Origin of the sequence: Agrobacterium tumefaciens, assembly GCF_031801495.1 — a bacterium.
Taxonomy (GTDB): domain Bacteria; phylum Pseudomonadota; class Alphaproteobacteria; order Rhizobiales; family Rhizobiaceae; genus Agrobacterium; species Agrobacterium tumefaciens_K.
This window is the reverse complement of record NZ_JAOEGC010000002.1, coordinates 1,730,353-1,755,252: the sequence shown is the minus strand read 5'-3', so window position 1 is coordinate 1,755,252 and position 24,900 is coordinate 1,730,353. Positions and strand designations below refer to the sequence as shown.

The 24,900-nt window shown below is 58.0% G+C and carries 36 protein-coding genes; 32 read left to right on the top strand and 4 right to left on the bottom strand.

The window, feature by feature from the left end:
• The first annotated feature begins 325 nt into the window (after nt 1-325).
• From rpsJ to rplQ, 27 genes are all read left to right on the top strand, one after another.
• Nucleotides 326-634 carry a 30S ribosomal protein S10 gene (gene rpsJ / locus N7578_RS18005; RefSeq protein WP_003507767.1) on the top strand — a complete coding sequence of 103 codons (309 nt, stop codon included), beginning with the start codon at nt 326-328 and terminating at the stop codon, nt 632-634.
• A 168-nt stretch (nt 635-802) separates the two neighbouring features.
• Complete coding sequence (rplC, locus tag N7578_RS18000) at nt 803-1,444, top strand: 50S ribosomal protein L3 (RefSeq protein ID WP_311111608.1); 642 nt, start codon at nt 803-805, stop codon at nt 1,442-1,444.
• A 13-nt stretch (nt 1,445-1,457) separates the two neighbouring features.
• Nucleotides 1,458-2,078: a 50S ribosomal protein L4 gene (gene rplD / locus N7578_RS17995; protein WP_003495173.1), complete on the top strand. Its 621-nt coding sequence runs from the start codon at nt 1,458-1,460 to the stop codon at nt 2,076-2,078.
• Nucleotides 2,075-2,368 (top strand): 50S ribosomal protein L23, encoded by a 294-nt coding sequence (locus N7578_RS17990; protein ID WP_063948592.1) that lies wholly within the window; start codon nt 2,075-2,077, stop codon nt 2,366-2,368. Before rplD ends, N7578_RS17990 begins: the two co-directional genes overlap by 4 nt.
• Nucleotides 2,369-2,411: 43 nt before the next feature.
• Nucleotides 2,412-3,248 (top strand): 50S ribosomal protein L2, encoded by an 837-nt coding sequence (gene rplB, locus N7578_RS17985; protein WP_311111607.1) that lies wholly within the window; start codon nt 2,412-2,414, stop codon nt 3,246-3,248.
• A gap of 15 nt (nt 3,249-3,263) precedes the next feature.
• The gene (gene rpsS / locus N7578_RS17980; protein ID WP_075627127.1) at nt 3,264-3,542 is read left to right on the top strand and encodes a 30S ribosomal protein S19; all 279 of its coding nucleotides are present in this window, start codon (nt 3,264-3,266) and stop codon (nt 3,540-3,542) included.
• A gap of 2 nt (nt 3,543-3,544) precedes the next feature.
• Nucleotides 3,545-3,934, top strand: a complete 390-nt coding sequence (rplV, locus tag N7578_RS17975; RefSeq protein ID WP_003521005.1) for a 50S ribosomal protein L22 — start codon at nt 3,545-3,547, stop codon at nt 3,932-3,934.
• Nucleotides 3,934-4,665, top strand: a complete 732-nt coding sequence (rpsC, locus tag N7578_RS17970; protein WP_311111606.1) for a 30S ribosomal protein S3 — start codon at nt 3,934-3,936, stop codon at nt 4,663-4,665. Before rplV ends, rpsC begins: the two co-directional genes overlap by 1 nt.
• A gap of 38 nt (nt 4,666-4,703) precedes the next feature.
• On the top strand, nt 4,704-5,117 hold the full coding sequence (rplP, locus tag N7578_RS17965) for a 50S ribosomal protein L16 (protein ID WP_003495190.1): 414 nt from the start codon (nt 4,704-4,706) through the stop codon (nt 5,115-5,117).
• A 12-nt stretch (nt 5,118-5,129) separates the two neighbouring features.
• Nucleotides 5,130-5,330 (top strand): 50S ribosomal protein L29, encoded by a 201-nt coding sequence (rpmC, locus tag N7578_RS17960; protein WP_311111605.1) that lies wholly within the window; start codon nt 5,130-5,132, stop codon nt 5,328-5,330.
• Nucleotides 5,331-5,342: 12 nt separating this feature from the next.
• Nucleotides 5,343-5,579 carry a 30S ribosomal protein S17 gene (gene rpsQ, locus N7578_RS17955; RefSeq protein ID WP_045017083.1) on the top strand — a complete coding sequence of 79 codons (237 nt, stop codon included), beginning with the start codon at nt 5,343-5,345 and terminating at the stop codon, nt 5,577-5,579.
• Between the two features lie 234 nt (nt 5,580-5,813).
• A complete protein-coding gene (rplN, locus tag N7578_RS17950) occupies nt 5,814-6,182 on the top strand; it encodes a 50S ribosomal protein L14 (RefSeq protein ID WP_003495199.1) in 369 nt (122 codons plus the stop codon).
• Between the two features lie 12 nt (nt 6,183-6,194).
• Nucleotides 6,195-6,503 (top strand): 50S ribosomal protein L24, encoded by a 309-nt coding sequence (gene rplX / locus N7578_RS17945; protein WP_311111604.1) that lies wholly within the window; start codon nt 6,195-6,197, stop codon nt 6,501-6,503.
• A complete protein-coding gene (gene rplE, locus N7578_RS17940; RefSeq protein WP_311111603.1) occupies nt 6,496-7,053 on the top strand; it encodes a 50S ribosomal protein L5 in 558 nt (185 codons plus the stop codon). Before rplX ends, rplE begins: the two co-directional genes overlap by 8 nt.
• A gap of 33 nt (nt 7,054-7,086) precedes the next feature.
• Nucleotides 7,087-7,392 carry a 30S ribosomal protein S14 gene (gene rpsN, locus N7578_RS17935; RefSeq protein WP_138790871.1) on the top strand — a complete coding sequence of 102 codons (306 nt, stop codon included), beginning with the start codon at nt 7,087-7,089 and terminating at the stop codon, nt 7,390-7,392.
• A 12-nt stretch (nt 7,393-7,404) separates the two neighbouring features.
• On the top strand, nt 7,405-7,803 hold the full coding sequence (gene rpsH / locus N7578_RS17930) for a 30S ribosomal protein S8 (protein ID WP_138790870.1): 399 nt from the start codon (nt 7,405-7,407) through the stop codon (nt 7,801-7,803).
• Between the two features lie 42 nt (nt 7,804-7,845).
• Nucleotides 7,846-8,379 carry a 50S ribosomal protein L6 gene (gene rplF / locus N7578_RS17925; protein ID WP_311111602.1) on the top strand — a complete coding sequence of 178 codons (534 nt, stop codon included), beginning with the start codon at nt 7,846-7,848 and terminating at the stop codon, nt 8,377-8,379.
• Nucleotides 8,380-8,391: 12 nt separating this feature from the next.
• Nucleotides 8,392-8,754 (top strand): 50S ribosomal protein L18, encoded by a 363-nt coding sequence (gene rplR, locus N7578_RS17920; protein WP_311111601.1) that lies wholly within the window; start codon nt 8,392-8,394, stop codon nt 8,752-8,754.
• 121 nt (nt 8,755-8,875) lie between these two features.
• Nucleotides 8,876-9,445 carry a 30S ribosomal protein S5 gene (gene rpsE / locus N7578_RS17915; protein WP_035224070.1) on the top strand — a complete coding sequence of 190 codons (570 nt, stop codon included), beginning with the start codon at nt 8,876-8,878 and terminating at the stop codon, nt 9,443-9,445.
• Nucleotides 9,446-9,456: 11 nt separating this feature from the next.
• A complete protein-coding gene (gene rpmD / locus N7578_RS17910; RefSeq protein WP_003495212.1) occupies nt 9,457-9,663 on the top strand; it encodes a 50S ribosomal protein L30 in 207 nt (68 codons plus the stop codon).
• 16 nt (nt 9,664-9,679) lie between these two features.
• Nucleotides 9,680-10,159, top strand: coding sequence for a 50S ribosomal protein L15 (rplO, locus tag N7578_RS17905; protein ID WP_311111600.1), 480 nt, complete (start codon nt 9,680-9,682; stop codon nt 10,157-10,159).
• A gap of 233 nt (nt 10,160-10,392) precedes the next feature.
• On the top strand, nt 10,393-11,733 hold the full coding sequence (gene secY, locus N7578_RS17900; protein WP_311111599.1) for a preprotein translocase subunit SecY: 1,341 nt from the start codon (nt 10,393-10,395) through the stop codon (nt 11,731-11,733).
• Nucleotides 11,730-12,320, top strand: coding sequence for an adenylate kinase (locus tag N7578_RS17895; RefSeq protein ID WP_311111598.1), 591 nt, complete (start codon nt 11,730-11,732; stop codon nt 12,318-12,320). The genes secY and N7578_RS17895 overlap by 4 nt, the downstream gene beginning before the upstream one ends.
• A gap of 251 nt (nt 12,321-12,571) precedes the next feature.
• Nucleotides 12,572-12,940 (top strand): 30S ribosomal protein S13, encoded by a 369-nt coding sequence (gene rpsM, locus N7578_RS17890; RefSeq protein ID WP_003516122.1) that lies wholly within the window; start codon nt 12,572-12,574, stop codon nt 12,938-12,940.
• Between the two features lie 137 nt (nt 12,941-13,077).
• Nucleotides 13,078-13,467 carry a 30S ribosomal protein S11 gene (rpsK, locus tag N7578_RS17885; protein WP_003495225.1) on the top strand — a complete coding sequence of 130 codons (390 nt, stop codon included), beginning with the start codon at nt 13,078-13,080 and terminating at the stop codon, nt 13,465-13,467.
• Between the two features lie 193 nt (nt 13,468-13,660).
• The gene (locus tag N7578_RS17880) at nt 13,661-14,671 is read left to right on the top strand and encodes a DNA-directed RNA polymerase subunit alpha (RefSeq protein WP_003495228.1); all 1,011 of its coding nucleotides are present in this window, start codon (nt 13,661-13,663) and stop codon (nt 14,669-14,671) included.
• Nucleotides 14,672-14,790: 119 nt separating this feature from the next.
• A complete protein-coding gene (gene rplQ / locus N7578_RS17875; RefSeq protein ID WP_311111597.1) occupies nt 14,791-15,216 on the top strand; it encodes a 50S ribosomal protein L17 in 426 nt (141 codons plus the stop codon).
• A gap of 142 nt (nt 15,217-15,358) precedes the next feature.
• Here the strand turns inward: rplQ and N7578_RS17870 are convergent, their stop codons facing one another.
• Nucleotides 15,359-16,228, bottom strand: coding sequence for a DUF817 domain-containing protein (locus tag N7578_RS17870; RefSeq protein WP_311111596.1), 870 nt, complete (start codon nt 16,226-16,228; stop codon nt 15,359-15,361).
• Nucleotides 16,229-16,299: 71 nt separating this feature from the next.
• Between N7578_RS17870 and N7578_RS17865 the strand changes: the two genes are divergently transcribed.
• Complete coding sequence (locus N7578_RS17865; protein WP_422646713.1) at nt 16,300-16,725, top strand: DUF2809 domain-containing protein; 426 nt, start codon at nt 16,300-16,302, stop codon at nt 16,723-16,725.
• On the opposite strand, the gene msrQ is transcribed toward N7578_RS17865, so the two are convergent.
• Both msrQ and msrP read right to left on the bottom strand, forming a co-directional pair.
• Nucleotides 16,650-17,303, bottom strand: a complete 654-nt coding sequence (msrQ, locus tag N7578_RS17860) for a protein-methionine-sulfoxide reductase heme-binding subunit MsrQ (RefSeq protein WP_311111595.1) — start codon at nt 17,301-17,303, stop codon at nt 16,650-16,652. The genes N7578_RS17865 and msrQ overlap by 76 nt on opposite strands.
• Nucleotides 17,304-17,305: 2 nt before the next feature.
• On the bottom strand, nt 17,306-18,247 hold the full coding sequence (msrP, locus tag N7578_RS17855; RefSeq protein WP_311111594.1) for a protein-methionine-sulfoxide reductase catalytic subunit MsrP: 942 nt from the start codon (nt 18,245-18,247) through the stop codon (nt 17,306-17,308).
• Between the two features lie 305 nt (nt 18,248-18,552).
• Between msrP and ilvD the strand changes: the two genes are divergently transcribed.
• On the top strand, nt 18,553-20,394 hold the full coding sequence (ilvD, locus tag N7578_RS17850) for a dihydroxy-acid dehydratase (RefSeq protein ID WP_311111593.1): 1,842 nt from the start codon (nt 18,553-18,555) through the stop codon (nt 20,392-20,394).
• Between the two features lie 232 nt (nt 20,395-20,626).
• Nucleotides 20,627-21,628, top strand: a complete 1,002-nt coding sequence (locus N7578_RS17845; RefSeq protein WP_311111592.1) for a serine hydrolase — start codon at nt 20,627-20,629, stop codon at nt 21,626-21,628.
• Between the two features lie 17 nt (nt 21,629-21,645).
• Here N7578_RS17845 and N7578_RS17840 read toward each other — a convergent pair whose 3' ends face one another.
• Nucleotides 21,646-21,999 (bottom strand): lysozyme inhibitor LprI family protein, encoded by a 354-nt coding sequence (locus tag N7578_RS17840; protein WP_422646712.1) that lies wholly within the window; start codon nt 21,997-21,999, stop codon nt 21,646-21,648.
• 160 nt (nt 22,000-22,159) lie between these two features.
• On the opposite strand from N7578_RS17840, the gene N7578_RS17835 reads away from it, so the two are divergent.
• On the top strand, nt 22,160-23,566 hold the full coding sequence (locus N7578_RS17835; RefSeq protein WP_311111591.1) for a DegQ family serine endoprotease: 1,407 nt from the start codon (nt 22,160-22,162) through the stop codon (nt 23,564-23,566).
• Nucleotides 23,563-24,879: a replication-associated recombination protein A gene (locus tag N7578_RS17830; protein WP_311111590.1), complete on the top strand. Its 1,317-nt coding sequence runs from the start codon at nt 23,563-23,565 to the stop codon at nt 24,877-24,879. Before N7578_RS17835 ends, N7578_RS17830 begins: the two co-directional genes overlap by 4 nt.
• The last annotated feature ends 21 nt before the right edge of the window (nt 24,880-24,900 follow it).

Sequence of the window (24,900 nt, the reverse complement as noted above, 5' to 3'; positions counted from 1 at the left end):
CGATCGTCGAGTAATCTCTCGATCTGAAATGCAGTACGGCGGCGGTGTGAACAACACCGCCGCCGGGCTTTTGATAAAAGCGTGACGGCGTTGCATTTTTAATGCTTGAAAAATTCGGTGAAAGCGCGTAAACGCGCACTCACACTCACCGCTGGATTCGCAAGCGATTGCGAAGCGCGGTGATTTTAGCAATACAGACTACCGAAATGATTGGCTTGCTCTCAGGCAATTCTCTCGATTTTTGAAAATCTGCGGCGCCACGATCAATAGAAGTTCATGTGTTTCCGCGTGCGGAAACGAATAACAAAGAACAAGGACAAGACGAATGAACGGCCAGAATATCCGTATCCGCCTCAAGGCGTTCGATCACCGGATCCTCGATGCCTCTACCCGTGAAATCGTGTCGACCGCAAAGCGCACCGGCGCCAGCGTTCGCGGCCCGGTTCCGCTGCCTACCCGCATCGAAAAGTTTACCGTTAACCGCTCTCCTCACGTTGATAAGAAGAGCCGTGAACAGTTCGAAATGCGGACGCACAAGCGTCTTCTCGACATCGTTGACCCCACCCCGCAGACTGTTGATGCTCTGATGAAGCTCGACCTCGCTGCTGGCGTTGACGTGGAAATCAAGCTCTAAGACCCGGCCTGAACTCACGCGAGTGAGGGCTGAGATAACAAGGAAGGTACGTGGAGAAATCCAACGGCTTCCAAACCGGAGACCGGAAACATCGTGAGATGTCGAAGGGCACTCCTTAACAAAGGCCGATAAGGGTTTTCCCTTCAAGGCTCGCAAGAGGATGAACCAATGCGTTCAGGTGTGATTGCACAGAAAGTGGGAATGACCCGCGTCTACAACGACGCTGGTGAACATATCCCGGTAACAGTTCTGCGGCTGGATAACGTACAAGTTGTTGCCCAGCGTACAGAAGACAAGAATGGCTATACCGCAGTTCAGCTCGGTGCAGGCCAGTCCAAGGTCAAAAACACGACGAAGGCGCTCCGCGGCCATTTTGCTGCAGCCAACGTCGAGCCGAAAGCAAAGCTGGTCGAGTTCCGGGTATCCGCCGAGAACCTGATCGACATCGGTGCAACACTGACCGCAAATCATTTTCAGGCTGGCCAGCTGGTCGACGTCACTGGTACGACGATCGGTAAGGGTTTTGCCGGTGCAATGAAGCGCCACAACTTCGGTGGTGGTCGCGCTTCGCACGGTAACTCGATCTCGCACCGTGCACACGGTTCGACCGGTTCCAACCAGGATCCGGGCCGCGTCTGGAAGGGCAAGCGCATGGCTGGTCATATGGGCCAGACCCGCGTTACGACCCAGAACCTTGAAGTTGTTTCAACTGACGAAGACCGTGGTCTCATCCTTGTGAAGGGTGCAGTTCCCGGTTCCAAGGGTTCCTGGATCATCGTCCGCGACGCCGTCAAGTCGGCTGCGAAGTAAGGGAGCCTTATCAATGGAATTGAACGTCAAAACCCTCGAGGGAAAAGACGCCGGCAAGGTATCCCTGTCGGACGAAATTTTCGGCCTCGACCCACGCCAGGACATTCTGGCCCGTATGGTTCGCTGGCAGCTTGCCAAGAAGCAGCAGGGAACCCACAAGTCTAAGAACCGGTCGGAAGTTTCCCGCACCGGCGCGAAGATGTACAAGCAGAAGGGTACGGGCCGCGCTCGTCACCATTCGGCTCGCGCACCGCAGTTCCGCGGCGGCGGCAAGGCTCACGGCCCGGTCGTTCGCAGCCACGCTCACGATCTTCCGAAGAAGGTTCGTGCGCTCGCTCTGCGTCACGCCCTGTCTGCAAAGCTGAAGGCTGAAGAACTGATCATCGTCGATCAGCTCGTTGCGTCTGAAGCAAAGACCAAGGCTCTGCTCGGCAGCTTCGCTTCGCTCGGCCTGACCAACGCTCTCGTCATCGGCGGCGCTGAACTTGATGGCAACTTCAAGCTCGCAGCCCAGAACATCCCGAACGTGGACGTTCTGCCGGTACAGGGCATCAATGTTTACGACATCCTGCGTCGCGGCAAGCTCGTGCTTTCCAAGGCTGCGGTTGAAGCCCTCGAGGAGCGGTTCAAATGACGGATCTTCGCCACTACGATGTGATCGTATCTCCTTCGATCACCGAAAAGTCGACGCTGGTATCCGAACAGAACCAGGTCGTATTCAATGTCGCCAAGGACGCTTCTAAGCCTGAAATCAAGGCTGCTGTCGAAGCTCTCTTCGGCGTCAAAGTCACGGCTGTGAACACGCTTATCCGCAAGGGTAAGACCCGTCGTTTCCGTGGGTTCGCCGGTAAGCTGAAAGACGTCAAGAAAGCCGTCGTTACGCTCGCCGAAGGTCAATCCATCGACGTGTCCACCGGACTCTAAAGGTTAGGCCCAAGCGGGCAAAGACCCAAAAGGGAACAATAAAATGGCATTGAAAAGTTTCAATCCGACCACGCCAAGCCAGCGTCAGCTGGTTATCGTGGACCGCGCTTCGCTCTACAAGGGCAAGCCGGTAAAGGCTCTCACCGAGGGCCTCAGCTCCAAGGGTGGCCGTAACAACCAGGGCCGGATCACCGTCCGGTTCCAGGGTGGCGGTCACAAGCGGACCTACCGTCTGGTAGACTTCAAGCGTCGCAAGTTCGACGTAGAAGGCACCGTTGAGCGTCTCGAATACGACCCCAACCGCACCGCGTTCATCGCGCTGGTTACGTATGCAGACGGCGAACAGGCTTACATTCTCGCGCCACAGCGTCTCGCTGCTGGTGACAAGGTGATCGCCTCCGACAAGGCAGTGGACGTGAAGCCGGGCAACACCATGCCGCTTCAGTACATTCCGGTCGGTTCGATCATCCACAACGTCGAGATGAAGCCGGGCAAGGGCGGTCAGATCGCTCGCTCCGCCGGCACGTACGTTCAGCTCGTTGGTCGCGATGCCGGCATGGCAATCCTGCGTCTCAACTCTGGCGAACAGCGTCTGGTGCATGGCTCGTGCCTCGCATCGATCGGTGCTGTTTCGAACGCCGATCACGCCAACATCAACGACGGCAAGGCCGGTCGTTCGCGTTGGCGCGGCAAGCGTCCGCACGTTCGCGGCGTCGTCATGAACCCGGTCGACCACCCGCACGGTGGTGGTGAAGGTCGTACGTCGGGTGGTCGTCACCCGGTAACTCCGTGGGGCAAGCCCACGAAGGGCAAGCGTACCCGTTCGAACAAGTCGACCGACAAGTTCATCATGCGCTCGCGCCATCAGCGTAAGAAGTAAGAGAGGAAGTCACTAATGGCTCGTTCAGTATGGAAAGGTCCGTTTGTTGACGGCTATCTTCTCAAAAAAGCTGAGAAGGTGCGCGAAGGCGGACGCAACGAAGTAATCAAGATCTGGAGCCGTCGCTCCACGATCCTGCCGCAGTTCGTCGGTCTGACTTTCGGCGTGTACAACGGCAGCAAGCATGTGCCCGTCTCCGTCAACGAAGACATGGTCGGTCACAAGTTCGGTGAATTCTCTCCGACCCGTACCTATTACGGTCACGGCGCGGACAAGAAGGCAAAGAGGAAGTAATCATGGCGAAGGCTAAGACCGAACGCCGGCTGAAGGACAACGAGGCTCAGGCCGTTGCCCGTACGCTTCGCGTCAGCCCCCAGAAACTGAACCTGGTTGCCGCTCTTATCCGTGGCAAGAAGGTTGATCGCGCTCTCGCTGAGCTCGAATTCTCCCGCAAGCGCATTGCAGGCACCGTCAAGAAGACGCTCGAGTCTGCAATTGCCAATGCGGAAAACAACCATGACCTCGACGTCGACGCTCTCGTCGTCGCCGAGGCTTATGTTGGCAAGTCCATTACCATGAAGCGTTTCCACGCTCGTGGCCGTGGTCGTGCATCCCGCATTGAGAAGCCGTTCGCTCACCTCACGATCGTTGTTCGTGAAGTCGAGGAAAAAGGGGAGGCCGCATAATGGGTCAGAAAATCAATCCAATCGGCTTCCGCCTCGGCATCAACCGTACCTGGGACAGCCGCTGGTACGCTGACACCGCTGAATACGGCAAGCTGCTGCATGAAGACCTTGCTATCCGGGCTTACCTGGTCAAGGAACTCAAGCAGGCTGGTATTGCCAAGGTCGTCATCGAACGCCCGCACAAGAAGTGCCGCGTGACCATTCACTCGGCTCGTCCGGGTCTGATCATCGGCAAGAAGGGTGCTGACATCGAGAAGCTTCGCAAGAAGATCGCTTCGATGACCGACTCCGAAACGCACCTCAACATTGTTGAAGTGCGTAAGCCTGAAGTCGACGCAACGCTCGTTGCACAGTCGATCGCCCAGCAGCTCGAGCGCCGCGTGGCTTTCCGCCGCGCGATGAAGCGCGCTGTTCAGTCCGCAATGCGTCTTGGCGCCGAAGGCATCAAGATCACCTGCGGCGGCCGTCTCGGTGGTGCAGAAATCGCTCGTACCGAATGGTACCGCGAAGGTCGCGTTCCGCTGCACACGCTGCGTGCGGACATCGATTACGGCACAGCTGAAGCAGAAACCGCTTTCGGTATCTGCGGCATCAAGGTCTGGATCTTCAAGGGCGAAATCCTTGAGCACGATCCGATGGCTTCCGAGCGTCGCGCGCTCGAAGGCGATGCCCAGGGTCCGGCAAGCCGCGAGCGTGGCGATCGTTCCGATCGTCGTCGCGAAAACGCTTGATAAACGCTGGCGAAAGATAAGCTCGGAGAAGTAAGAAAATGTTGCAGCCAAAGCGTACTAAGTACCGCAAGCAGTTCAAGGGACGCATCAAGGGCGTCGCCAAGGGCGGCTTTGACCTCGCATTCGGTGAATTCGGCTTGAAGTCGCAGGAACCGAACCGCGTTAATGCACGCGAGATCGAAGCGGCCCGCCGCGCGATCACGCGTTACATGAAGCGCGCAGGTCGTGTTTGGATCCGTGTATTCCCTGACGTTCCGGTCACGGCTAAGCCGACCGAAGTTCGTATGGGTAAGGGCAAGGGTTCGGTCGATTACTGGGCATGCAAAGTCAAGCCCGGTCGTATGATGTTCGAGATCGACGGTGTGTCCGAGGAGATCGCCCGCGAGGCGCTTCGTCTCGGCGCTGCCAAGCTCTCGGTGAAGACGCGCTTCGTACAGCGCATCGCAGAGTAAGGAGCAAGGCACATGAAAGCCGAAGACGTTCGCGGCCTCAGCGCCGATCAGCTCAAGGACAAGCTCGCTGACCTGAAGAAGGAGCAGTTCAACCTGCGCTTCCAGAAGGCAACCGGCCAGCTGGAAAAGTCCTCGCGCATCAACGAAGTCCGCAAGGACATCGCCCGCGTCAAAACCATTGCTGCCCAAAAGGCAGCAGAAGCCAAGGCCTAAGGGAAGAACAATATGCCCAAACGCATCCTGCAAGGCGTCGTCGTTTCCGACAAGAACGAGAAGACCGTCGTGGTCCGCGTTGAGCGTCGTTTCGCTCACCCGCTGCTCCAGAAGACCGTTCGCCGTTCGAAGAAGTACAAGGCGCACGACGAAAACAACCAGTATAAGGTCGGCGATGTCGTTTCCATCGAGGAATGCGCACCGATCTCCAAGGACAAGCGCTGGACGGTCGTTTCCGCCCACGCTTAATTTCAACAGAATCGCGCCGACTCACTTGTATTCGGCGCGAAAATCTGTATGAAGCACCGCAAGGACGCTCGTGTCACGGGCGTCTTTTGCTTTGATGCGCACGGAAGGTCCTTAGGGAAACCACCCTGTCACGACATTTCCGCGCAAACAAACAGATATTCATAAGCTGGGGCAGGGGGCTTGCTCGTAAGAGTTTGCCCAACCGTTCTGGTAACAACAAGAAGGCGACCTGACATGATTCAGATGCAAACAAACCTCGACGTGGCGGATAATTCCGGCGCACGTCGTGTCATGTGCATCAAGGTGCTGGGCGGCTCGAAGCGCAAGTATGCTTCTGTTGGCGACATCATTGTCGTTTCCATCAAGGAAGCTATTCCGCGCGGCCGCGTCAAGAAGGGCGACGTGATGAAGGCGGTTGTTGTACGTACCGCCAAGGACATCCGCCGCGCTGACGGCAGCGTCATCCGTTTCGATAACAACGCAGCTGTTCTTATCGACAACAAGAAAGAGCCGATCGGCACCCGTATCTTCGGACCGGTTCCGCGTGAACTTCGCGCCAAGAACCACATGAAGATCATCTCGCTGGCTCCAGAAGTACTGTAAGGGGCAATTGCGATGCAGAAGATTCGTAAAGGCGACAAAGTTGTCGTATTGACCGGTAAGGACAAGGGCCGTACCGGCGAAGTGATCCAGGTTTTGCCGAAAGAAGACCGGGCTGTCGTGAGTGGCGTCAACATGGTGAAGCGTCACCAGCGCCAGACCCAGAGCCAGGAAGCCGGCATCATCAACAAGGAAGCATCCTTGCACATCTCCAACATTGCCATCGTCGATAAGGATGGCAAGCCGACCCGCGTTGGCTTCACGGTTGTAGAAGGCAAGAAGGTCCGTGTGGCCAAGCGTTCGGGAGAAGTCATCGATGGCTGAGACCAAGTACGAACCGCGTCTCAAGACGGAATACGTTTCGCGTATCCGTGGCGCCATGCAGGAGAAGTTCTCCTACGCTAACGTTATGATGATCCCGAAGCTTGACAAGATCGTCATCAACATGGGCGTGGGCGAGGCGACTGCCGACTCCAAGAAGCCGACTGTTGCTGCTGCCGATCTGGCCGCTATTGCCGGTCAGAAGCCGGTTGTGACCAAGGCTCGCAACTCCATCGCGGGCTTCAAGGTTCGCGAAGGCATGCCGATCGGTGCGAAGGTTACCCTTCGTGGCGCGCGCATGTACGAATTCCTTGATCGTCTGGTCAACATCGCGCTGCCGCGCGTTCGCGACTTCCGGGGCCTGAACCCGAAGAGCTTTGACGGCCGTGGCAACTTCGCCATGGGCATCAAGGAGCACATTGTGTTCCCTGAGATCAACTACGATAAGGTTGATCAGATGTGGGGCATGGACATCATCGTTTGCACGACGGCGACTTCGGACGACGAAGCACGGGCTCTTCTGACAGAGTTCAACTTCCCGTTCCGTCACTAACCGTAACGACGAGCGTAGAAAAGGAACTCCGATATGGCGAAAACAAGCGCAGTTGAAAAGAACAAGCGCCGCCGCAAGACGGTAGCCTCCCAGGCTGGCAAGCGTGCCGCCCTCAAGGCTATTGTCATGAACCAGTCCCTTCCGATCGAAGAGCGGTTCCAGGCCACCCTGAAGCTCGCTTCGCTGCCGCGTGACGGCTCGAAGACGCGCATCCGTAACCGCTGCGAAGTAACGGGCCGTCCGCGCGCGTTCTATCGCAAGCTCAAGATGTCGCGTATTGCGCTTCGTGAGCTGGGCAATTCCGGCAAGGTGCCGGGCGTTGTCAAGTCGAGCTGGTAAGGAGACGGGCACATGACCATGACTGATCCTTTGGGTGATATGCTCACCCGCATCCGCAATGGTGCTGCTCGCCGCAAGTCTTCGGTAAGCACGCCTGCCTCCAGCCTCCGCGCACGCGTTCTCGACGTGCTGCAGTCTGAGGGCTACATTCGCGGTTATTCCAAGGTCGATTTCGAAAACGGCAAGTCCGAGTTCAACATCGAACTGAAGTACTACGAAGGCGCATCCGTGATCCGTGAGATCGGCCGCGTTTCCAAGCCGGGCCGCCGAGTTTATGTCTCGGTAAAGTCTATTCCGCAGGTCGCGAACGGTCTCGGCATCACCATCCTTTCGACTCCGAAGGGTGTGATGGCTGATCACCAGGCTCGCGAACAGAACGTTGGTGGCGAGGTTCTTTGCTCGGTCTTCTAAGGCCGCGCAAGGATCTCCATAGCGAACAGACAGGATTGAAAAATGTCTCGTATCGGTAAAAAGCCCGTTCCGGTTCCCGCGGGTGTGACGGCCAATGTCGATGGCCAGAAGGTCACCGCCAAGGGCCCGAAGGGCGAACTGTTTTTCGTCGCAAACGACGACATCCAGCTCAAGCTCGAAGATAACGGCGTTTCGGTAACGCCGGCTAACGCTTCGAAGGAAGCTCGTTCGAAGTGGGGCATGTCCCGCACGATGATCGAGAACATCTTCAAGGGCGTCAAGGACGGCTACGAGCGCAAGCTCGAAATCAACGGCGTCGGTTACCGTGCCGCGATGCAGGGCAAGAACCTGCAGCTCGCACTCGGCTTCAGCCACGACGTTGTTTACGAGCCGCCGCAGGGCATCACCATTGCCGTGCCGAAGCCGACGGAAATCATCATTTCCGGCATCAACAAGCAGCAGGTCGGACAGGTTGCAGCGGAAATCCGCGAATACCGCGGCCCCGAGCCCTACAAGGGCAAGGGCGTCAAGTACGCTGAAGAGCGTATTGTCCGCAAAGAAGGCAAGAAGAAGTAAGGATCACGCGAAATGGCTAGCAGGAAAGAAGCACTTGCACGTCGCGCGAGCCGTGTGCGCCGCCAGCTCAAGGCGGTTGCCAACGGCCGCCCGCGCCTGTCGGTTCATCGCTCGTCGAAGAACATCTACGCCCAGATCATCGATGACGTTGCTGGCAAGACCCTTGCGTCTGCCTCCACGCTCGAAGCCGATCTGCGCGGTTCGCTGAAGACCGGCGCTGACGTTGCAGCAGCATCGGTTGTCGGCAAGCTCGTTGCAGAGCGCGCCGCCAAGGCAGGCGTCAAGGATGTCGTATTCGACCGTGGCGCGTTCATCTATCACGGCCGCGTAAAGGCCCTGGCAGAGGCTGCCCGCGAAGGCGGTCTGAACTTCTGATCTTTTGTCCGCCCGGTTTTATCCGGGCGGATTTTCACCGGACCATGCGGGTTTCAGCGATGAAGCCGGTGGTCCTCTTCTCGTTTGCCGTTCCACCCGCAAAAGAAAAAGGACAAGGACAATGGCACAGGATAAAAGAGGTTCTCGCGAAGATCGCCAGAACCGCGAAGAGCGTGATAGCGAATTCGTCGACAAGCTGGTCGCGATCAACCGCGTTGCAAAAGTTGTGAAGGGCGGCCGTCGCTTCGGTTTTGCCGCTCTCGTCGTCGTTGGCGACCAGAAGGGCCGCGTTGGCTTCGGTCACGGCAAGGCTCGTGAAGTTCCGGAAGCTATCCGCAAGGCAACTGAAAGCGCAAAGCGCGATCTGATCTTCGTACCGCTGCGCGATGGCCGTACGCTTCATCACGACGTGAATGGCCGTCACGGCGCCGGCAAGGTTCTGCTGCGCTCCGCAAAGGCCGGTACCGGTATCATCGCCGGTGGCCCGATGCGCGCTGTTTTCGAAACGCTCGGCGTTCACGACGTTGTTGCCAAGTCGACCGGTTCTTCGAACCCGTACAACATGGTTCGCGCTACGTTTGACGCTCTGAAGCATCAGGTTCATCCGAAGGACATCGCTGCACAGCGCGGTCTGAAGTATGCGACCCTTCAGGCTCGTCGTGCCGCTTCCGGCAACGCTTCTGAAGAATAAGGAGCTGGATCATGGCCAAGAAGACTACTGAAGCCAAGAAGACTGTTACGGTCGAACAGATCGGCAGCCCTATCCGCCGCCCGGCAATCCAGCGTCAGACGCTGGTCGGTCTGGGTCTCAACAAGATGCACCGTCAGCGCACCCTGGAAGATACTCCGGCGGTTCGCGGCATGATCCGTGCGGTCCAGCATCTCGTTCGCGTCGTTGACGAGAAGTGAGACGGAGTAACCTATCATGAAACTCAATGAAATCAGAGACAACGAAGGCTCCTCCAAGGACCGTATCCGCGTAGGTCGCGGTATCGGTTCCGGCAAGGGCAAGACCGGTGGTCGCGGTGTTAAGGGTCAGAAGGCTCGTTCGGGCGTTGCTATCAACGGCTTCGAAGGCGGTCAGATGCCAATCTACCGTCGTTTGCCGAAGCGCGGTTTCAACAACATCTTCGCTTCCGAATATGTTGTCGTATCGCTCGGTCGCATCCAGACGGCTATCGACGCCAAGAAGCTCGACGCCTCCGCAACGGTCGACGCAGCCGCTCTCAAGGCTGCTGGCGTTATCCGTCGTGAAAAGGACGGCGTTCGCATTCTCGCTGACGGCGAACTGAAGGCAAAGGTTGCCTTCGAAGTTGCTGGCGCTTCCAAGCCTGCGATCGAAAAGATCGAAAAGGCTGGCGGTTCCGTCAAGCTTCTCGTCGTTGCAGCAGAAGCAGCCGAGTAATATTTTGAACTTCAGGCGCCCGGTGTGTTTCACTCCGGGCGTTTGCGCTCCTATATGAGAGCCTCACGGTCTTGATCTCCCGCAGGGGAGGGGATAGACACACGAAAACAGGGTGAGGCATGATGGCGGCGGAAAGCCGCGTTCGTCCGAAGCCCGGTTTTTGACCAGTATCTTTTAGACCTTTCCGCATGTGCCGGTTGTTACCGGTAGGCAGAGGTCCTTCGGAGAAATTTATGGCTTCAGCAGCGGAACAACTGGCTTCGAACCTGAATTTTTCGACCTTCGCTAAGGCGGAGGATCTGAAAAAGCGTCTCTGGTTTACACTTGCCGCACTTCTCGTCTACCGTCTCGGTACCCATATTCCGCTTCCGGGCTTGAACCCAGAAGCCTATGCGCAGGCCTTCCGTGGCCAGGCCAACGGTATTCTCGGTCTTTTCAACATGTTTGCGGGTGGCGCTGTCGAGCGCATGGCGATTTTCGCCCTCGGCATCATGCCTTACATCTCCGCTTCGATCATCGTGCAGCTCATGACGTCCGTCGTGCCCTCGCTCGAAGCGTTGAAGAAGGAAGGCGAAGCCGGACGCAAGATCATCAACCAGTACACCCGTTATGGCACGGTGCTGCTTGGCACGCTTCAGGCCTATGGCATTGCCGTGGGTCTTGAGAGCGGTAGCGGCCTTGTCATCGATCCGGGCTGGTTCTTCCGTGTCTCGACGGTCATCACCCTGCTCGGCGGCACGATGTTCCTGATGTGGCTCGGCGAGCAGATCACCTCGCGCGGTATCGGCAACGGTATTTCGCTGATCATCTTCGCCGGTATCGCTGCTGGTCTGCCGACGGCTCTGGCCGGTACGCTGGAACTCGGCCGTACGGGCGCGCTGTCCACCACGCTCATTCTCCTCGTTGTCGTGGTCGCGATCCTTGTCATCGCCCTGATCGTGTTCGTGGAGCGTGCGCAGCGTCGTCTTCTGATCCAATATCCGAAGCGTCAGGTTGGCAACCGCATGTTCCAGGGCGATACGTCGCATCTGCCGCTCAAGCTGAACACCGCGGGTGTCATTCCGGCGATCTTCGCATCCTCGCTGCTGCTTCTGCCAGCGACGGCTGCAGGCTTCGCTGGCAATACCAGCCTGCCGACATGGGCAACGTCCATAATCGCCGCCCTCCAACATGGTCAGCCGCTGTTCATGGCGCTGTACGGCCTTCTGATCGCTTTCTTCGCGTTCTTCTATACGGCCATCGTCTTCAATCCGAAGGACACGGCCGACAATCTGAAAAAGCATGGCGGCTTCATTCCTGGCATTCGTCCTGGCGACCGTACCGCGGAATACATCGATTACGTTCTGACTCGCATCACCGTCATCGGTGCGATTTATCTGGTCTTCGTATGTATCCTTCCTGAGACACTTATCGCTCGGACGGGTATACCATTAGCCCTTGGTGGTACTTCGCTTTTGATCGTAGTCAGTGTAACGCTAGACACCGTTGCGCAGATTCAGGGTCACCTGATTGCCCAGCAGTACGAGGGGCTGATCAAGAAATCGAAGTTGCGTGGAGGAAAGAGGGGACGATGAGACTGATATTTTTGGGTCCGCCGGGTGCGGGCAAAGGAACCCAGGCAAAGCGCTTGACCGACAAGTATGGGATTCCGCAGCTTTCTACCGGTGACATGCTTCGCGCTGCCGTCAGCGCAGGTACAGAGATAGGCAAACGCGCCAAAGCCGTCATGGATGCGGGCGGGCTGGTTTCTGATGATATCGTCAATCAAATCGTTTCCGAACGAATCGTCGGCGCGGACTGTGCGAAGGGATTTATTCTCGACGGCTATCCGCGCACCGTGCCGCAGGCCAAGGCGCTTGCGGACAACATGCGCAGCAACAATCTCGCTCTCGATGCCGTCATCGAGTTGAAGGTGGATGAGGAGGCGTTGATTCGCCGAATCGAAAACCGCGTGGCAGAAACCATCGCCGCAGGCGGAACAGTTCGTTCGGACGACAATCCGGAGTCCTTCCGCAAGCGTCTGACCGAGTATCGCGAAAAGACGGCGCCGCTGTCGCAGTATTACAGCGAGCAGGGGCAGCTGGTGACGCTGGACGGCATGGCGGATGTTGATGCCGTGACGCACGCCATCGAAGGTGCTCTCGAAAAAGCATCTGCCTGATACGGCGGATCGATCCTTGTGGTCAAAAAAAGAATCTTGGCGGGGCTGGTTGCTTTTTTGCGCTGATTCCGTTAAACACCGCGCCAACTCGCGACAACCCAAGCGACTGGCGCGGATTTCCCAAAGGGAAGGGAAATCCGGGTTCGGTCGTTTTGACTTGTCACGGACACCAATTTTAACTGGCGGTCTTTCGTGCCGCTCAAATGGAATCACCACTTGCCGGATGGCAACTGGAACCAAGGAGAAGAGACGTGGCACGTATCGCTGGCGTCAATATCCCGACTGCGAAGCGCGTTGTTATTGCGCTGACCTACATTCATGGGATTGGTCCGAAATTCGCACAGGAAATCATGGACAAGGTTGGCCTTCCGGCTGACAAGCGCGTTCATCAGCTGACGGACGCTGAAGTTCTTCAGATCCGCGAAGCAATCGACCGCGATTACCAGGTTGAAGGCGACCTGCGTCGCGAGACTTCGATGAACATCAAGCGTCTGATGGACCTCGGTTGCTACCGCGGCCTGCGTCATCGTCGTGGCCTTCCGGTCCGCGGTCAGCGCACGCACACCAACGCCCGCACCCGCAAGGGTCCGGCGAAGGCTATCGCTGGTAAGAAGAAGTAATTTTCCGGTTTTCCGGAAGGGGAGGCTGGTGCAGTCCGCGCCAGCCTTTCTGAGTTTGGCGAAAAGCCCGTTGACGGGTGGATTGCCGGTGTAGCCGCTGGTGTTACGGCGGTGAAGAGATCAACGAAAGGTATACCATGGCCAAGGAAGCCGCACGCGTCCGTCGTCGCGAACGCAAAAATATCACGTCTGGCGTTGCGCACGTCAACTCGACCTTCAACAACACGATGATCACCATCACTGACGCGCAGGGCAATGCTATCGCCTGGTCGTCAGCTGGTGCAAAGGGCTTCAAGGGTTCGCGTAAGTCGACCCCGTTCGCTGCCCAGATCGCTGCTGAAGATTGCGCGAAGAAGGCTCAGGAACACGGCATGAAGTCGCTTGAAGTCGAAGTTTGCGGTCCGGGTTCGGGTCGTGAATCGGCACTTCGCGCTCTGCAGGCTGCCGGTTTCATGATTACTTCCATTCGCGACGTGACGCCGATCCCGCACAACGGTTGCCGTCCGCGCAAGAAGCGCCGCGTCTGACGCGACCGTGGTTCGGAAATTCCGCCTTGCCTTTCGGTCTGGCGGAATTTTCGTGTATCTGGCGTGTGCGCGCTGATTTCGATCGGCGGACTTGCGCTCAAGAACCCATCGATGAACCTTTTTCGGTTCCTCTCGATGTTTTCATGCTCGGTCCGTCACGATTGGATGGTGGCGGCGAACGGAAGGTTTAAAGATGATTCAGAAGAACTGGCAGGAACTTATCAAGCCGAACAAGGTCGAGTTCACCTCGTCCAGCCGCACCAAGGCAACGCTTGTTGCCGAGCCGCTGGAGCGTGGTTTCGGTCTTACGCTCGGCAACGCGCTTCGCCGCGTTCTGCTGTCCTCGCTGCGCGGCGCTGCTGTCACCGCTGTGCAGATCGACGGCGTTCTGCATGAGTTCTCCTCCATCCCCGGCGTACGGGAAGATGTGACGGATATCGTGCTCAACATCAAGGAAATCGCCATCAAGATGGATGGTGACGATTCCAAGCGCATGGTCGTGCGCAAGCAGGGTCCGGGTGCCGTGACCGCTGGTGATATCCAGACGGTAGGCGACATCGAGATCCTCAACCCGGACCACGTTATCTGCACGCTCGACGATGGCGCTGAAATCCGCATGGAATTCACCGTCAACAACGGCAAGGGTTACGTGCCGGCAGAGCGCAACCGCGCGGAAGATGCCCCGATCGGCCTCATTCCGGTGGACAGCCTCTATTCTCCGGTCAAGAAAGTGTCCTACAAGGTGGAAAACACCCGTGAAGGCCAGGTTCTCGACTATGACAAGCTGATCATGACGATCGAGACCAACGGTTCGGTTTCCGGCGAAGACGCCGTTGCCTTCGCCGCTCGTATCCTTCAGGACCAGCTTGGCGTCTTCGTCAATTTCGACGAGCCGCAGAAGGAAGCAGAAGAAGAATCGGTTACCGAACTCGCGTTCAACCCGGCGCTTCTCAAGAAGGTCGACGAGCTCGAGCTGTCCGTTCGTTCGGCAAACTGCCTGAAGAACGACAACATCGTCTACATCGGCGACCTGATCCAGAAGACCGAGGCCGAAATGCTTCGCACTCCGAACTTCGGTCGCAAGTCGCTTAACGAAATCAAGGAAGTTCTCGCTTCCATGGGTCTGCACCTCGGCATGGAAGTGCCGGCATGGCCGCCAGAGAACATCGAAGATCTCGCCAAGCGTTACGAAGACCAGTACTAACAAGCAAAAAGGCAGACCCTTTAAAGACTGCCTTTCCCCGTCAAACAGCAGGTAAGTCACCTGCATGTGCCAGGAAACGGCAGGTCCTAACAGGAAACCTGCACTAAAGGAGAATAGCAATGCGCCACGGAAATTCAGGCCGCAAGCTCAATAGAACCGCCAGCCACCGCAAGGCAATGTTTGCCAACATGGCTGCTTCGCTCATCACCCATGAGCAGATCGTAACCACGCTTCCGAAGGCGAAGGAAATTCGCCCGATCGTTGAGAAGCTCGTGACCCTCGGCAAGCGCGGCGACCTGCACGCTCGTCGTCAGGCGATCTCGCAGATCAAGGATCAGGACGCCGTTCGCAAGCTGTTCGACGCGATCGCAGCTCGTTACGCAAACCGCAACGGCGGCTACCTGCGTATCATGAAGGCTGGCTTCCGCCAGGGCGACAACGCTGCTCTCGCAGTTGTTGAATTCGTCGAGCGCGACGTCGACGCCAAGGGCGCAGCCGACAAGGCTCGCGTCGCTGCTGAAGCTGAAGCTGCTGAAGCCGCATAAGTTATGACGCTTCCAGCGTCGTTCAATAAAAGGCCGGGTGAGCGATCACCCGGCTTTTTTGTTTGCTGTGTGGAAGGCGAGGAGTGCTTTTCTGATGTCCATCGCGCCTACAGCCGTCAGGAGTGACAATCCGAGCCGTGGCCTATTCAGGGACGTGGATGCGTCTCTTGATATGTTTCAGGTGTGACACGATCGCGAATGTCATGACGACCAGGAGCGACCAGGAACTCCATTTGCCGATGTGAACGGCAGACCACGCCCCGAGCTGGTTCGGGTATTTCCAGATGCCGAAAAATGTGGAGATGTTTTCTGCGAGCCAGACAAAGAAGCCGATGAGAATGAACGACAGCAGCAGCGGCATTCTCCGGTCTGTATCATAGGGGCGATAGATCACCGTGGCGCGGGCGTAGAGGCCGAGCGCACAGGCGGCGACGTACCAGCGATAGTCGCCGATAAAGTGATGTGTGAAGAAGTTGGCGTAAATGGCAATGCCGATCAGCGTTGCCATCCAGTAGGGCGGGTGGTGGCGGATCCGTACATCCAGCAGGCGCCACGCCTGAATGATATAGCTGCCGACGGCCGCATACATGAAACCCGAAAACAGCGGCACGCCCAACACCTTCGAATAGGCAAAATCCGGATAGGACCAGGACTGGATGCTACCCGACGTCTTGAAGACTTCGAGCGCGAAACCGACGATATGAAACAGCAGGATGGCCTTGGCCTCATCCAGCGTTTCCAGTTTGCTCCAGATCATGAAGAACTGAATGCCGAGCGCGATGACAAGCAGCACGTCGTAGCGGGGTAATCCGAAGAGTCCTTCGCGGGGGACAAGGAAGATCGAGAGGAAAAACAGTCCGGCAAACATGCAGGCCCGCGCTTCCTTTATGCCGAAATAGAGGAACTCGACGATGAAACGCCTGATGCCCGTCAGCTTGCCCCATGGCTGATAATCGCAGAGCAGGGAATCGATGACCGAAAGGCGGCTTGCTGGATAGGCTGGGTCGCTCAACGGGTAATCCTTCTGCACGTCAAAAATGAAGATGTTGCATATCTATAGCAAAGCGGGAATAAAGCGCCACGATGACCGAACGCTTAAACCTGGTTCCTGCATGGCATTTCTGGCACTTCGTTGGCGCCTGCTGCGTGATTTTCACGGGGCTCATGCTGCGTGGATACGGCTACAGTATCGGTCTGCCGTTCATTGTCGTGAAGTATGGAGGATCGATCCTCTGGGGATCGATGGTCTATCTGGGCATTGCGGCGGTCTTGCCACGTAAACGCCATGCGCTTGCCTTCCCGGCGGCCGTGTCAGTGGCCATCACCGTCGAATCGATCCGCCTCGTGCATTTTCCGGCACTGGATGCGTTTCGCGCGACAACGGCCGGAGCGCTGTTGCTCGGCCGTGTCTTCTCTCTGTGGAATATTGCCTGTTATCTCGCGGGTATTGGTCTCGCGGCCTTCTTTGCCCGTTTCCTTGCCATGAGGGTTGGCCGCACCAACCGATAGCCAAGCAGGATGACCACGACGCCGATGTAGAATGCCGGTTCGAGCGTGATGGATTTTCGCGCCAGAACGAAATGCAGAACAGCCGCCAGCAGGATCGGATAGACAAGTTTGTGCAGCGAGTTCCATCGGTTGCCGAGCTTGCGGATCGACCAGCGGTTGGAAGTCAGAGCCAGCGGGACGAGCATGGCAAGCCCGGCCATGCCGAGCATGATATAGGGGCGCTTGAGAATATCCCCGACGATGGAACTGAAGATCAGGCCGCGGTCGAGCACCAGATAGACGGTGAAATGCGCCAGTACATAATAAAAGGCGATCAGCCCCAGTGCGCGCCGGTAGGCGATGAGGTTGATGTTGAAGAGGTCACGCAACGGCGTCACACACAGCCCCAGACAGAGAAAGCGCAGCGCCCATATGCCGAGCAGGTGCTCGAACTCCTTGACCGGGTTGAAGCCGAGGCCGCCGGTTGCGGCGAGGTAAAAATACCAGACGCCGGGGGCAAGGCCGATGACGTATAGCGACCAGATTGCCGCTGGCTGGTAGCGTTTCGGCAGGGATGGTAAAGACAGAGCGAAAGCCATGTTCAGTAGTTCGCTTTCAGGTCCATGCCCGTATAAAGGCTGGCGACCTCTTCATACCCGTTGAACATCAGGGTAGGGCGGTTTTCCACGCCGAAAAACCCGCCTTCGCCGATGCGCTGCTCAGTCGCCTGGCTCCACCGTGGGTGATCCACATGTGGATTGACGTTTGAATAGAAGCCGTATTCGCGGGCATTGGAGTTTTTCCAGGTGGTTTCCGGCTGCTTTTCCACCAGAGAGATGCGCACGATGGATTTGATGCCCTTGAAGCCGTATTTCCACGGAACGACGAGGCGGATCGGCGCGCCGTTCTGGTTGGGCAATGTTTCGCCGTACAGGCCGAGCGCAAGAATGGTCAGCGGATGGCGGGCCTCATCCAGCCGCAGGCCTTCGACGTAAGGCCATTTCAGAGGCTGGAACAGACCACGCTGGCCCGGCATTTCCTCGGGCCTGACAACGGTTTCAAAAGCAACATATTTTGCGCTGCCGAGCGGCTCGACCTTATCCAGCAATGCTGCCAGCGGAAAACCGATCCACGGAATAGCCATCGACCAGCCCTCTACACAGCGCATACGGTAGGTGCGCTCTTCCAGAGGATATTTCAGCAGTTCCTCTATGCCGAATTCCTGCGGCTTGCCGACAAGGCCATCCACCTTCACCGTCCACGGAGTCGGCTTGAAGTCGCCGGAATATTCCTTCGGATCGGATTTGCCGACGCCGAATTCATAGAAGTTGTTGTAGCTCGTGACCGCGTCCAGCGGTGTCAGCTTCTCGTCCAGCTTGTAGGGACCCGGTTTTGCCGCAAGCGGTGCAGCGATGGCTTCCCGCCCGGTAAGGCCAACAGCCGCCAGGCCCGCCGCAGTTCCCAGAAAGGACCGTCGCGAAAGATAGATGCCTTTTGGCGTGATCTCGCTGGGTGCAATGCGAGGGGGACGATAGGCGGGCATGTGAACCTCCATAAAAGCCGGGCGTGCCGACGATAAATCGATTATGATAATGAATACGGCTGTTGCACAGAGATGTTTCAAGGCGCGTCACAAAAACCGCAGGCAGACCCCAAAAATCGCGGATTCGTGATGTCATCTGTGTGGATTGCAGGACGATAGTCGTGCGTACCGTACCGAACCGTACTGTTTTGCCCGAAGGTGACAGTGACAGGGCCTGCGGTTTACGCTAGAAAAACGGCAAACGGGAAGGGAAGGTGCCTCGTATAGCGGGGTTAGCCCTTTGCCAACAGATCGAGGACAACACCATGCCAGTTTATCGCTCCAGAACGACAACCCACGGCCGTAACATGGCCGGTGCCCGCGGCCTTTGGCGCGCCACCGGCATGAAGGACGGCGATTTCGGGAAGCCGATCATCGCGGTTGTGAACTCTTTCACCCAGTTCGTGCCGGGTCACGTTCACCTGAAAGACCTGGGCCAGCTCGTGGCGCGCGAGATCGAAGCTGCTGGCGGCGTTGCCAAGGAATTCAACACGATCGCCGTGGATGACGGCATCGCGATGGGCCATGACGGCATGCTCTATTCGCTGCCGTCGCGCGAAATCATTTCCGACAGTGTCGAGTACATGGTGAATGCCCACTGTGCAGACGCGATGGTGTGCATTTCCAACTGCGACAAGATCACACCCGGCATGCTGAGCGCCGCCATGCGCCTCAATATTCCGGCCGTATTCGTTTCGGGTGGACCGATGGAAGCCGGCAAGGTCGTACTTCACGGCAAGAAGGTCGCGCTCGATCTGGTCGACGCCATGGTTGCCGCCGCCGACGACAAGGTTTCGGACGAGGAGGTGCAGATCATCGAGCGTTCCGCCTGCCCGACCTGCGGTTCCTGCTCGGGCATGTTCACGGCCAATTCCATGAACTGTCTGACCGAGGCGCTCGGCCTTTCGCTGCCGGGCAATGGCTCGACGCTCGCCACGCATTCGGATCGCAAGCGTCTGTTCGTCGAGGCTGGCCATCTGATCGTTGATCTGGCCCGTCGTTATTACGAACAGGATGACGAGACTGTCCTGCCGCGCAGCATCGCCTCCAAGGCCGCATTCGAAAACGCCATGTCGCTGGATATCGCGATGGGCGGTTCGACCAACACGGTTCTGCACATTCTGGCCGCGGCCCATGAAGGCGGCGTCGATTTCACCATGGAAGATATCGACCGCCTGTCACGCAAGGTGCCGTGCCTTTCCAAAGTCGCGCCCGCCAAGCAGGACGTGCACATGGAAGACGTGCACCGTGCAGGCGGGATCATGCGTATTCTGGGTGAACTTGACCGCGGCGGTCTCATCAACCGTGATTGCTACACGGTCCACGAAGCAACGCTGGGCGACGCCATCGACCGTTGGGATATCACCCGCACCAATTCGGAAACCGTTCGTGAATTCTTCAAGGCGGCACCGGGTGGCGTGCCGACGCAGGTTGCCTTCAGCCAGTCTTCGCGCTGGGACGATCTGGATACGGACAGCGACAACGGCGTTATCCGCTCCGTTGAAAAGCCGTTCTCCAAGGATGGCGGTCTGGCTGTTCTGTACGGCAACATCGCGCTGGACGGCTGCATCGTGAAGACGGCGGGTGTGGACGAGTCGATCCTCAAATTCAACGGAACGGCTGTGGTTTATGAAAGCCAGGACGCTGCTGTTAAGGGCATTCTTTCCAATGAAGTGAAAGAAGGCGATGTCGTCGTCATTCGTTACGAAGGACCGAAGGGTGGGCCGGGCATGCAGGAAATGCTCTATCCGACCAGCTATCTGAAGTCGAAGGGATTGGGCAAGGCTTGCGCGCTCATCACCGATGGTCGCTTCTCCGGTGGCACGTCCGGTCTTTCCATCGGTCACGCCTCGCCTGAAGCGGCGCAGGGTGGAGCCATCGGCCTGGTTCGTCAGGGTGATACTATCGAAATCGACATTCCCAACCGCACGATCAACCTCAAGGTTTCGGATGCCGAACTTGCAGCACGCCGTGCCGAGCAGGATCAGCTCGGCTGGAAGCCAGCAGAAATCCGCAAGCGCAATGTCACGACGGCTCTGAAGGCTTACGCGGCTTTCGCTTCCAGTGCTGACAAGGGCGCCGTGCGTATTCTTCCTGACGCGGAGTGATGGTTCTCCACCTTTAACGCAAAGCGAAGCCGCCCTCTGGGGCGGCTTTTTTGTCGGAAGGCGTTGTCTCAGAAAACGATTCAAGTTTTTAGGGATCTGAATCCGAAGTTGGCACTAAAATTCTGAAAATGTTCGGTAAGTTGCCAAGACAGGCGGATTGGTGCTGGTCACTTTGGAGTGATGTGCTGCCGTCAAAGCTTTTTCGAAGTCCATCCGTTCTTATGTTGCCATCATGAAAAGACGAACAGCGCTCGCCATTCTCGGCACTTTGCCTTTTGCTTCCATTGCCCGCGCCCAGACCAGCGGGGGAGATGACCGGTTCGATGTTGTGCTTGGAGGGGCCGATGGGCTTTCCAGCCTGAAGACCGTCGTCGTCAGCGTCGACGGGCGCGAGATTGCCGGCCGCGCCTATCATGGCGCCGCGCTCAATGGGTCCACGAACATCAAGTCGGCGTCGAAGTCCATCGTTTCGGCTCTGGTCGGCCTGGCGATCGAGCGAAAAATCCTTCAAAGCACCGATCAGCCGATTGCGACGGTGCTGCGCAGCAGCTTTCCGCCGAATCCCGATCCGCGGCTCGAAAGGGTCACCATTGGAAACCTGCTGTCCATGCAATCCGGTCTGGAACGTATGTCGGGACCGAATTATGGCCGCTGGGTCGCCAGCCGTGACTGGGTGAAGACGGCGCTTGGTTCCGGTTTTGCAGGGGAGCCGGGCGGCGGCATGCTCTATTCCACTGGTTCTACCCATCTCCTCTCAGCCATTTTGACCAAGGCGTCAGGACGTTCCACGCTCTCTCTGGCAAGAGACTGGTTTCGTCCTTTGAAAGGTTTCTCCATTGGCGCGTGGGATCGGGATCCGCAGGGTATCTATCTCGGCGGCAACCAGATGGCGATGACGGCGCGATCACTTCTGGCCTTTGGCGAGCTTTACAGACGAGGCGGTGTCACGGCGGACGGTGAGCGCCTCATTTCCCAGGAATGGATCGACCAGTCCTGGCAGCAGCGTACCAATTCCGTCTTCAACGGTGATGGTTACGGTTATTGCTGGTTCATCAAGGATATGGCGGGTGAGCGGGTCTATTACGCGTGGGGCTACGGTGGGCAGATGCTTTACATCGTGCCCGCGAAAAAGCTGTCGGTGGTTATGACCTCGCGGGAGGACGCGCCTTCCGCCAGAACCGGTTATCGCGACCAGTTGCATGGGCTGATGGAAAACATCATCCGCGCTGCCTGATTACCAGGGGCAGGGATTCAAAGGGGCCGCGAGATGTTCTCGAAGGCCTCGCCGAGCTTTTTCATGCGCTCATGATAGGCTCCCGTCAGGCACGTGGCGTCAGGACCACACTCCTGACGTTTCTTCAGCCACTGGCTTTGCTCTTCGCGCAGCGTGTCGCGAGCGCCCATGGCCATCAGCTGCGTCAGAATATCGAAGGTCGTCACCATTTTGACGTCCAGATCGTTGAGCACGCGATTGTCGCAGATCGCCTTTTCATCGGCTGCTAGGTCCGGCTTCTCGCAGTCGAAGCTGGCGGCATGAACGGGCGTCGTCGCGGCGATGGCCATCGTTGCGACGGAAAGAGCAAGAAGAGTGGATCTGAACGTCATGCTGTTTGTTATCCCTGATAGTTGTCAGGTCGCAAAAGCCTGAAGGTCGCGCTTGGTTCCACCCGCGTGTTCCAGAAAGCTCAGGCCATCATCTTGCCGCGCTTTCATTTATAGGGTCAGGAGTTATAACTCCATCATATTGATGACGATGAGGAATCACATGCAGAGCGTGTTGAAATGTCTGTCCAGCGGTGTTCTTGCAGCACTTCTCCTTCTGCCTGCCGCGGCCGGTGCTCAGGACAACAAGACCGTACCGACCAGCCACACGGAAATGCAGCTGTCCTTTGCGCCGCTCGTCAAGCGGACGGCGGGCGCGGTGGTGAATGTCTATGCCGAGCGCGTCGTTCAGCGCCGCCTTTCGCCGTTTGCAGGCGATCCGTTCTTCGAACAGTTCTTCGGCCAGCAGTTGCCGAACCGCACGGAAAAACAATCCTCGCTCGGTTCCGGCGTGATCGTGACGGCGGGCGGTCTTGTCGTGACGAACAATCACGTCATCGAGGGTGCCGACGACATCAAGGTCGCTCTGGCGGACGGACGGGAATTCCCGTCCAAGGTTCTGCTGAAAGACGACCGGCTCGATCTTGCCGTGTTGCAGATCGATGCCAAGGAACAGTTCCCGATGCTGCCGCTTGGCAATTCGGATGCGGTGGAGGTCGGTGATCTGGTGCTTGCCATCGGCAACCCGTTCGGTGTCGGCCAGACGGTTACCAGCGGCATCGTTTCGGCGCTAGCGCGCAATCAGGTGGTGCAGGGTGATTTCGGCTTCTTCATCCAGACCGATGCGTCCATCAACCCCGGCAATTCCGGCGGTGCGTTGATGAACATGACCGGTGAGCTGATCGGCATCAATACGGCGATCTTCTCCAAGGGTGGCGGTTCCAACGGCATCGGTTTTGCCATTCCCGCCAATCTGGTCCGGGTGTTCATTGCGGCAGCTGAAAAGGGTGATGCGAGCTTCCAGCGGCCCTATATCGGCGCGACTTTCGATCCTGTCACGTCGGATGTGGCGGAAGCGCTTGGTCTTGACCGCGCCAGAGGCGCGCTTGTGGTCAGCGTCGTCAAGGGCGGTCCTGCCGAGAAGGCGGGTATCGAGCCGGGGCAGGTCATCACGGCCGTCAACGGCTTCGAGGTGGAGCACCCGGATGCGCTGGGCTACCGCCTGACGACGGCGGGCATCGGCAAATCCGCCGAGCTGACGGTCATGGACAAGGGGCAGGCCAAGAAAGTCACCATCGCTCTCGACACGGCGCCGGAAACCGCGCCGCGTGACGAGCGGTTGATCGAAGGCCGTAACCCATTTGCTGGCGCTAGCGTCGCCAACCTCTCGCCAAAGCTGGCGGATGAACTGCGTATGCCGAGCCAGGTGACGGGCGTGGTGATCGTCGACGTGAAACGCGGTTCGCCGGCGTTCCGCGTCGGCTTCCAGCCGAAGGACATCATCCTGTCGCTGAATGGCGAGGACATTGCGTCCAGCGCAGCCATTGCAAAGGCGCTCGATGACAATCCGGGCTTCTGGCGCGTGGAAATCCTGCGGGATGGCCAGCGTATCAGACAGTTCCTTCGATGAGTGACGATCTCTTCGCCCCAAAGGTTCCAGCCGAGGTCGCCAAAAGGCGGCCTCTTGCAGACCGTCTGCGTCCGACGACGCTGGCGGAGGTGACGGGCCAGTCACACCTGACGGGTGAAGAGGGCGCTCTACGTCGCATGATCGACAGCGGCTCGCTTGGCTCGATGATCTTCTGGGGGCCGCCCGGCACGGGCAAGACAACGGTTGCCCGGCTGCTTTCGGGTGAGGCGGGCCTTGCATTCGAACAGATTTCCGCGATTTTTTCCGGTGTGGCAGACCTCAAGAAGGTCTTTGAAGCGGCGCGCGCCCGGCGCATGAGCGGGCGGCAGACGCTGCTGTTCGTCGACGAGATTCATCGTTTTAACCGGGCGCAGCAGGATAGCTTCCTTCCAGTGATGGAAGACGGGACCATCATCCTCGTCGGTGCGACGACTGAAAACCCCTCTTTCGAATTGAATGCCGCTCTTTTGTCGCGAGCGAGGGTTCTGACGTTCCACTCGCATGACGAGGAAAGCCTCGGGGAACTGCTGAAGCGCGCCGAGCAGGCAGAGGGAAAGCCGCTGCCGCTGACCGACGATGCGCGCGCCAGCCTGATCCGTATGGCGGATGGCGATGGCCGTGCGGTGCTGACGCTGGCCGAAGAGGTGTGGCGGGCGGCGCGCAAGGACGAAACGTTCGACACCGAAGGGCTGACGCGTATCGTGCAGCGGCGTGCTCCGGTGTACGACAAGAGCCAGGACGGTCACTACAATCTGATCTCGGCACTGCATAAATCCGTGCGCGGCTCGGATCCCGATGCGGCGCTCTATTATCTTTGCCGCATGTTCGATGCGGGTGAAGATCCACTCTACATCGGGCGGCGGCTGGTCAGGATGGCAGTCGAGGATATCGGGCTTGCCGACCCGCAGGCGCTGACGGTCTGCAATGCTGCCAAGGATGCCTATGATTATCTGGGGTCGCCGGAAGGGGAGCTGGCGCTTGCGCAGGCCTGCGTTTATCTCGCGACCGCACCGAAATCGAATGCCGTCTATACCGCCTTCAAAGCGGCCATGCGCGCCGCCAAGGAAAACGGCTCGCTGGTCCCGCCCAAGCATATTCTGAACGCGCCGACGAAGTTGATGAAGGGCGAGGGGTACGGTGACGGTTATCGTTACGACCACGACGAGCCGGATGCCTTCTCAGGGCAAGATTATTTCCCCGAAAAGATGGGGCGCACCACGTTTTACGATCCGCCGGATCGTGGGTTCGAGCGTGAAATCCGCAAAAGGCTCGACTGGTGGGCGAAGCTTCGGCGGGAGAGAGGGCAGCGCTAGGCGCTGCTCTTCACAAAAAGA

Coding starts and splice junctions, on each gene's coding strand:
- ilvD (WP_311111593.1), top strand. CDS start 18,553: ATGCCAGTTTATCGCTCCAGAACGACAACCCACGGCCGTAACATGGCC.
- N7578_RS17990 (WP_063948592.1), top strand. CDS start 2,075: ATGACGGATCTTCGCCACTACGATGTGATCGTATCTCCTTCGATCACC.
- rpmC (WP_311111605.1), top strand. CDS start 5,130: ATGAAAGCCGAAGACGTTCGCGGCCTCAGCGCCGATCAGCTCAAGGAC.
- rplB (WP_311111607.1), top strand. CDS start 2,412: ATGGCATTGAAAAGTTTCAATCCGACCACGCCAAGCCAGCGTCAGCTG.
- rpmD (WP_003495212.1), top strand. CDS start 9,457: ATGGCCAAGAAGACTACTGAAGCCAAGAAGACTGTTACGGTCGAACAG.
- rplX (WP_311111604.1), top strand. CDS start 6,195: ATGCAGAAGATTCGTAAAGGCGACAAAGTTGTCGTATTGACCGGTAAG.
- rpsN (WP_138790871.1), top strand. CDS start 7,087: ATGGCGAAAACAAGCGCAGTTGAAAAGAACAAGCGCCGCCGCAAGACG.
- rplC (WP_311111608.1), top strand. CDS start 803: ATGCGTTCAGGTGTGATTGCACAGAAAGTGGGAATGACCCGCGTCTAC.
- rplR (WP_311111601.1), top strand. CDS start 8,392: ATGGCTAGCAGGAAAGAAGCACTTGCACGTCGCGCGAGCCGTGTGCGC.
- rplQ (WP_311111597.1), top strand. CDS start 14,791: ATGCGCCACGGAAATTCAGGCCGCAAGCTCAATAGAACCGCCAGCCAC.
- rpsQ (WP_045017083.1), top strand. CDS start 5,343: ATGCCCAAACGCATCCTGCAAGGCGTCGTCGTTTCCGACAAGAACGAG.
- secY (WP_311111599.1), top strand. CDS start 10,393: ATGGCTTCAGCAGCGGAACAACTGGCTTCGAACCTGAATTTTTCGACC.
- N7578_RS17880 (WP_003495228.1), top strand. CDS start 13,661: ATGATTCAGAAGAACTGGCAGGAACTTATCAAGCCGAACAAGGTCGAG.
- N7578_RS17830 (WP_311111590.1), top strand. CDS start 23,563: ATGAGTGACGATCTCTTCGCCCCAAAGGTTCCAGCCGAGGTCGCCAAA.
- rpsK (WP_003495225.1), top strand. CDS start 13,078: ATGGCCAAGGAAGCCGCACGCGTCCGTCGTCGCGAACGCAAAAATATC.
- rplO (WP_311111600.1), top strand. CDS start 9,680: ATGAAACTCAATGAAATCAGAGACAACGAAGGCTCCTCCAAGGACCGT.
- N7578_RS17895 (WP_311111598.1), top strand. CDS start 11,730: ATGAGACTGATATTTTTGGGTCCGCCGGGTGCGGGCAAAGGAACCCAG.
- rpsE (WP_035224070.1), top strand. CDS start 8,876: ATGGCACAGGATAAAAGAGGTTCTCGCGAAGATCGCCAGAACCGCGAA.
- rplV (WP_003521005.1), top strand. CDS start 3,545: ATGGCGAAGGCTAAGACCGAACGCCGGCTGAAGGACAACGAGGCTCAG.
- N7578_RS17840 (WP_422646712.1), bottom strand. CDS start 21,999: ATGACGTTCAGATCCACTCTTCTTGCTCTTTCCGTCGCAACGATGGCC.
- rplP (WP_003495190.1), top strand. CDS start 4,704: ATGTTGCAGCCAAAGCGTACTAAGTACCGCAAGCAGTTCAAGGGACGC.
- rplD (WP_003495173.1), top strand. CDS start 1,458: ATGGAATTGAACGTCAAAACCCTCGAGGGAAAAGACGCCGGCAAGGTA.
- rplF (WP_311111602.1), top strand. CDS start 7,846: ATGTCTCGTATCGGTAAAAAGCCCGTTCCGGTTCCCGCGGGTGTGACG.
- N7578_RS17845 (WP_311111592.1), top strand. CDS start 20,627: ATGAAAAGACGAACAGCGCTCGCCATTCTCGGCACTTTGCCTTTTGCT.
- msrQ (WP_311111595.1), bottom strand. CDS start 17,303: ATGGCTTTCGCTCTGTCTTTACCATCCCTGCCGAAACGCTACCAGCCA.
- N7578_RS17865 (WP_422646713.1), top strand. CDS start 16,300: ATGACCGAACGCTTAAACCTGGTTCCTGCATGGCATTTCTGGCACTTC.
- msrP (WP_311111594.1), bottom strand. CDS start 18,247: ATGCCCGCCTATCGTCCCCCTCGCATTGCACCCAGCGAGATCACGCCA.
- rpsS (WP_075627127.1), top strand. CDS start 3,264: ATGGCTCGTTCAGTATGGAAAGGTCCGTTTGTTGACGGCTATCTTCTC.
- rpsH (WP_138790870.1), top strand. CDS start 7,405: ATGACCATGACTGATCCTTTGGGTGATATGCTCACCCGCATCCGCAAT.
- N7578_RS17835 (WP_311111591.1), top strand. CDS start 22,160: ATGCAGAGCGTGTTGAAATGTCTGTCCAGCGGTGTTCTTGCAGCACTT.
- rpsJ (WP_003507767.1), top strand. CDS start 326: ATGAACGGCCAGAATATCCGTATCCGCCTCAAGGCGTTCGATCACCGG.
- rpsC (WP_311111606.1), top strand. CDS start 3,934: ATGGGTCAGAAAATCAATCCAATCGGCTTCCGCCTCGGCATCAACCGT.
- rplE (WP_311111603.1), top strand. CDS start 6,496: ATGGCTGAGACCAAGTACGAACCGCGTCTCAAGACGGAATACGTTTCG.
- rplN (WP_003495199.1), top strand. CDS start 5,814: ATGATTCAGATGCAAACAAACCTCGACGTGGCGGATAATTCCGGCGCA.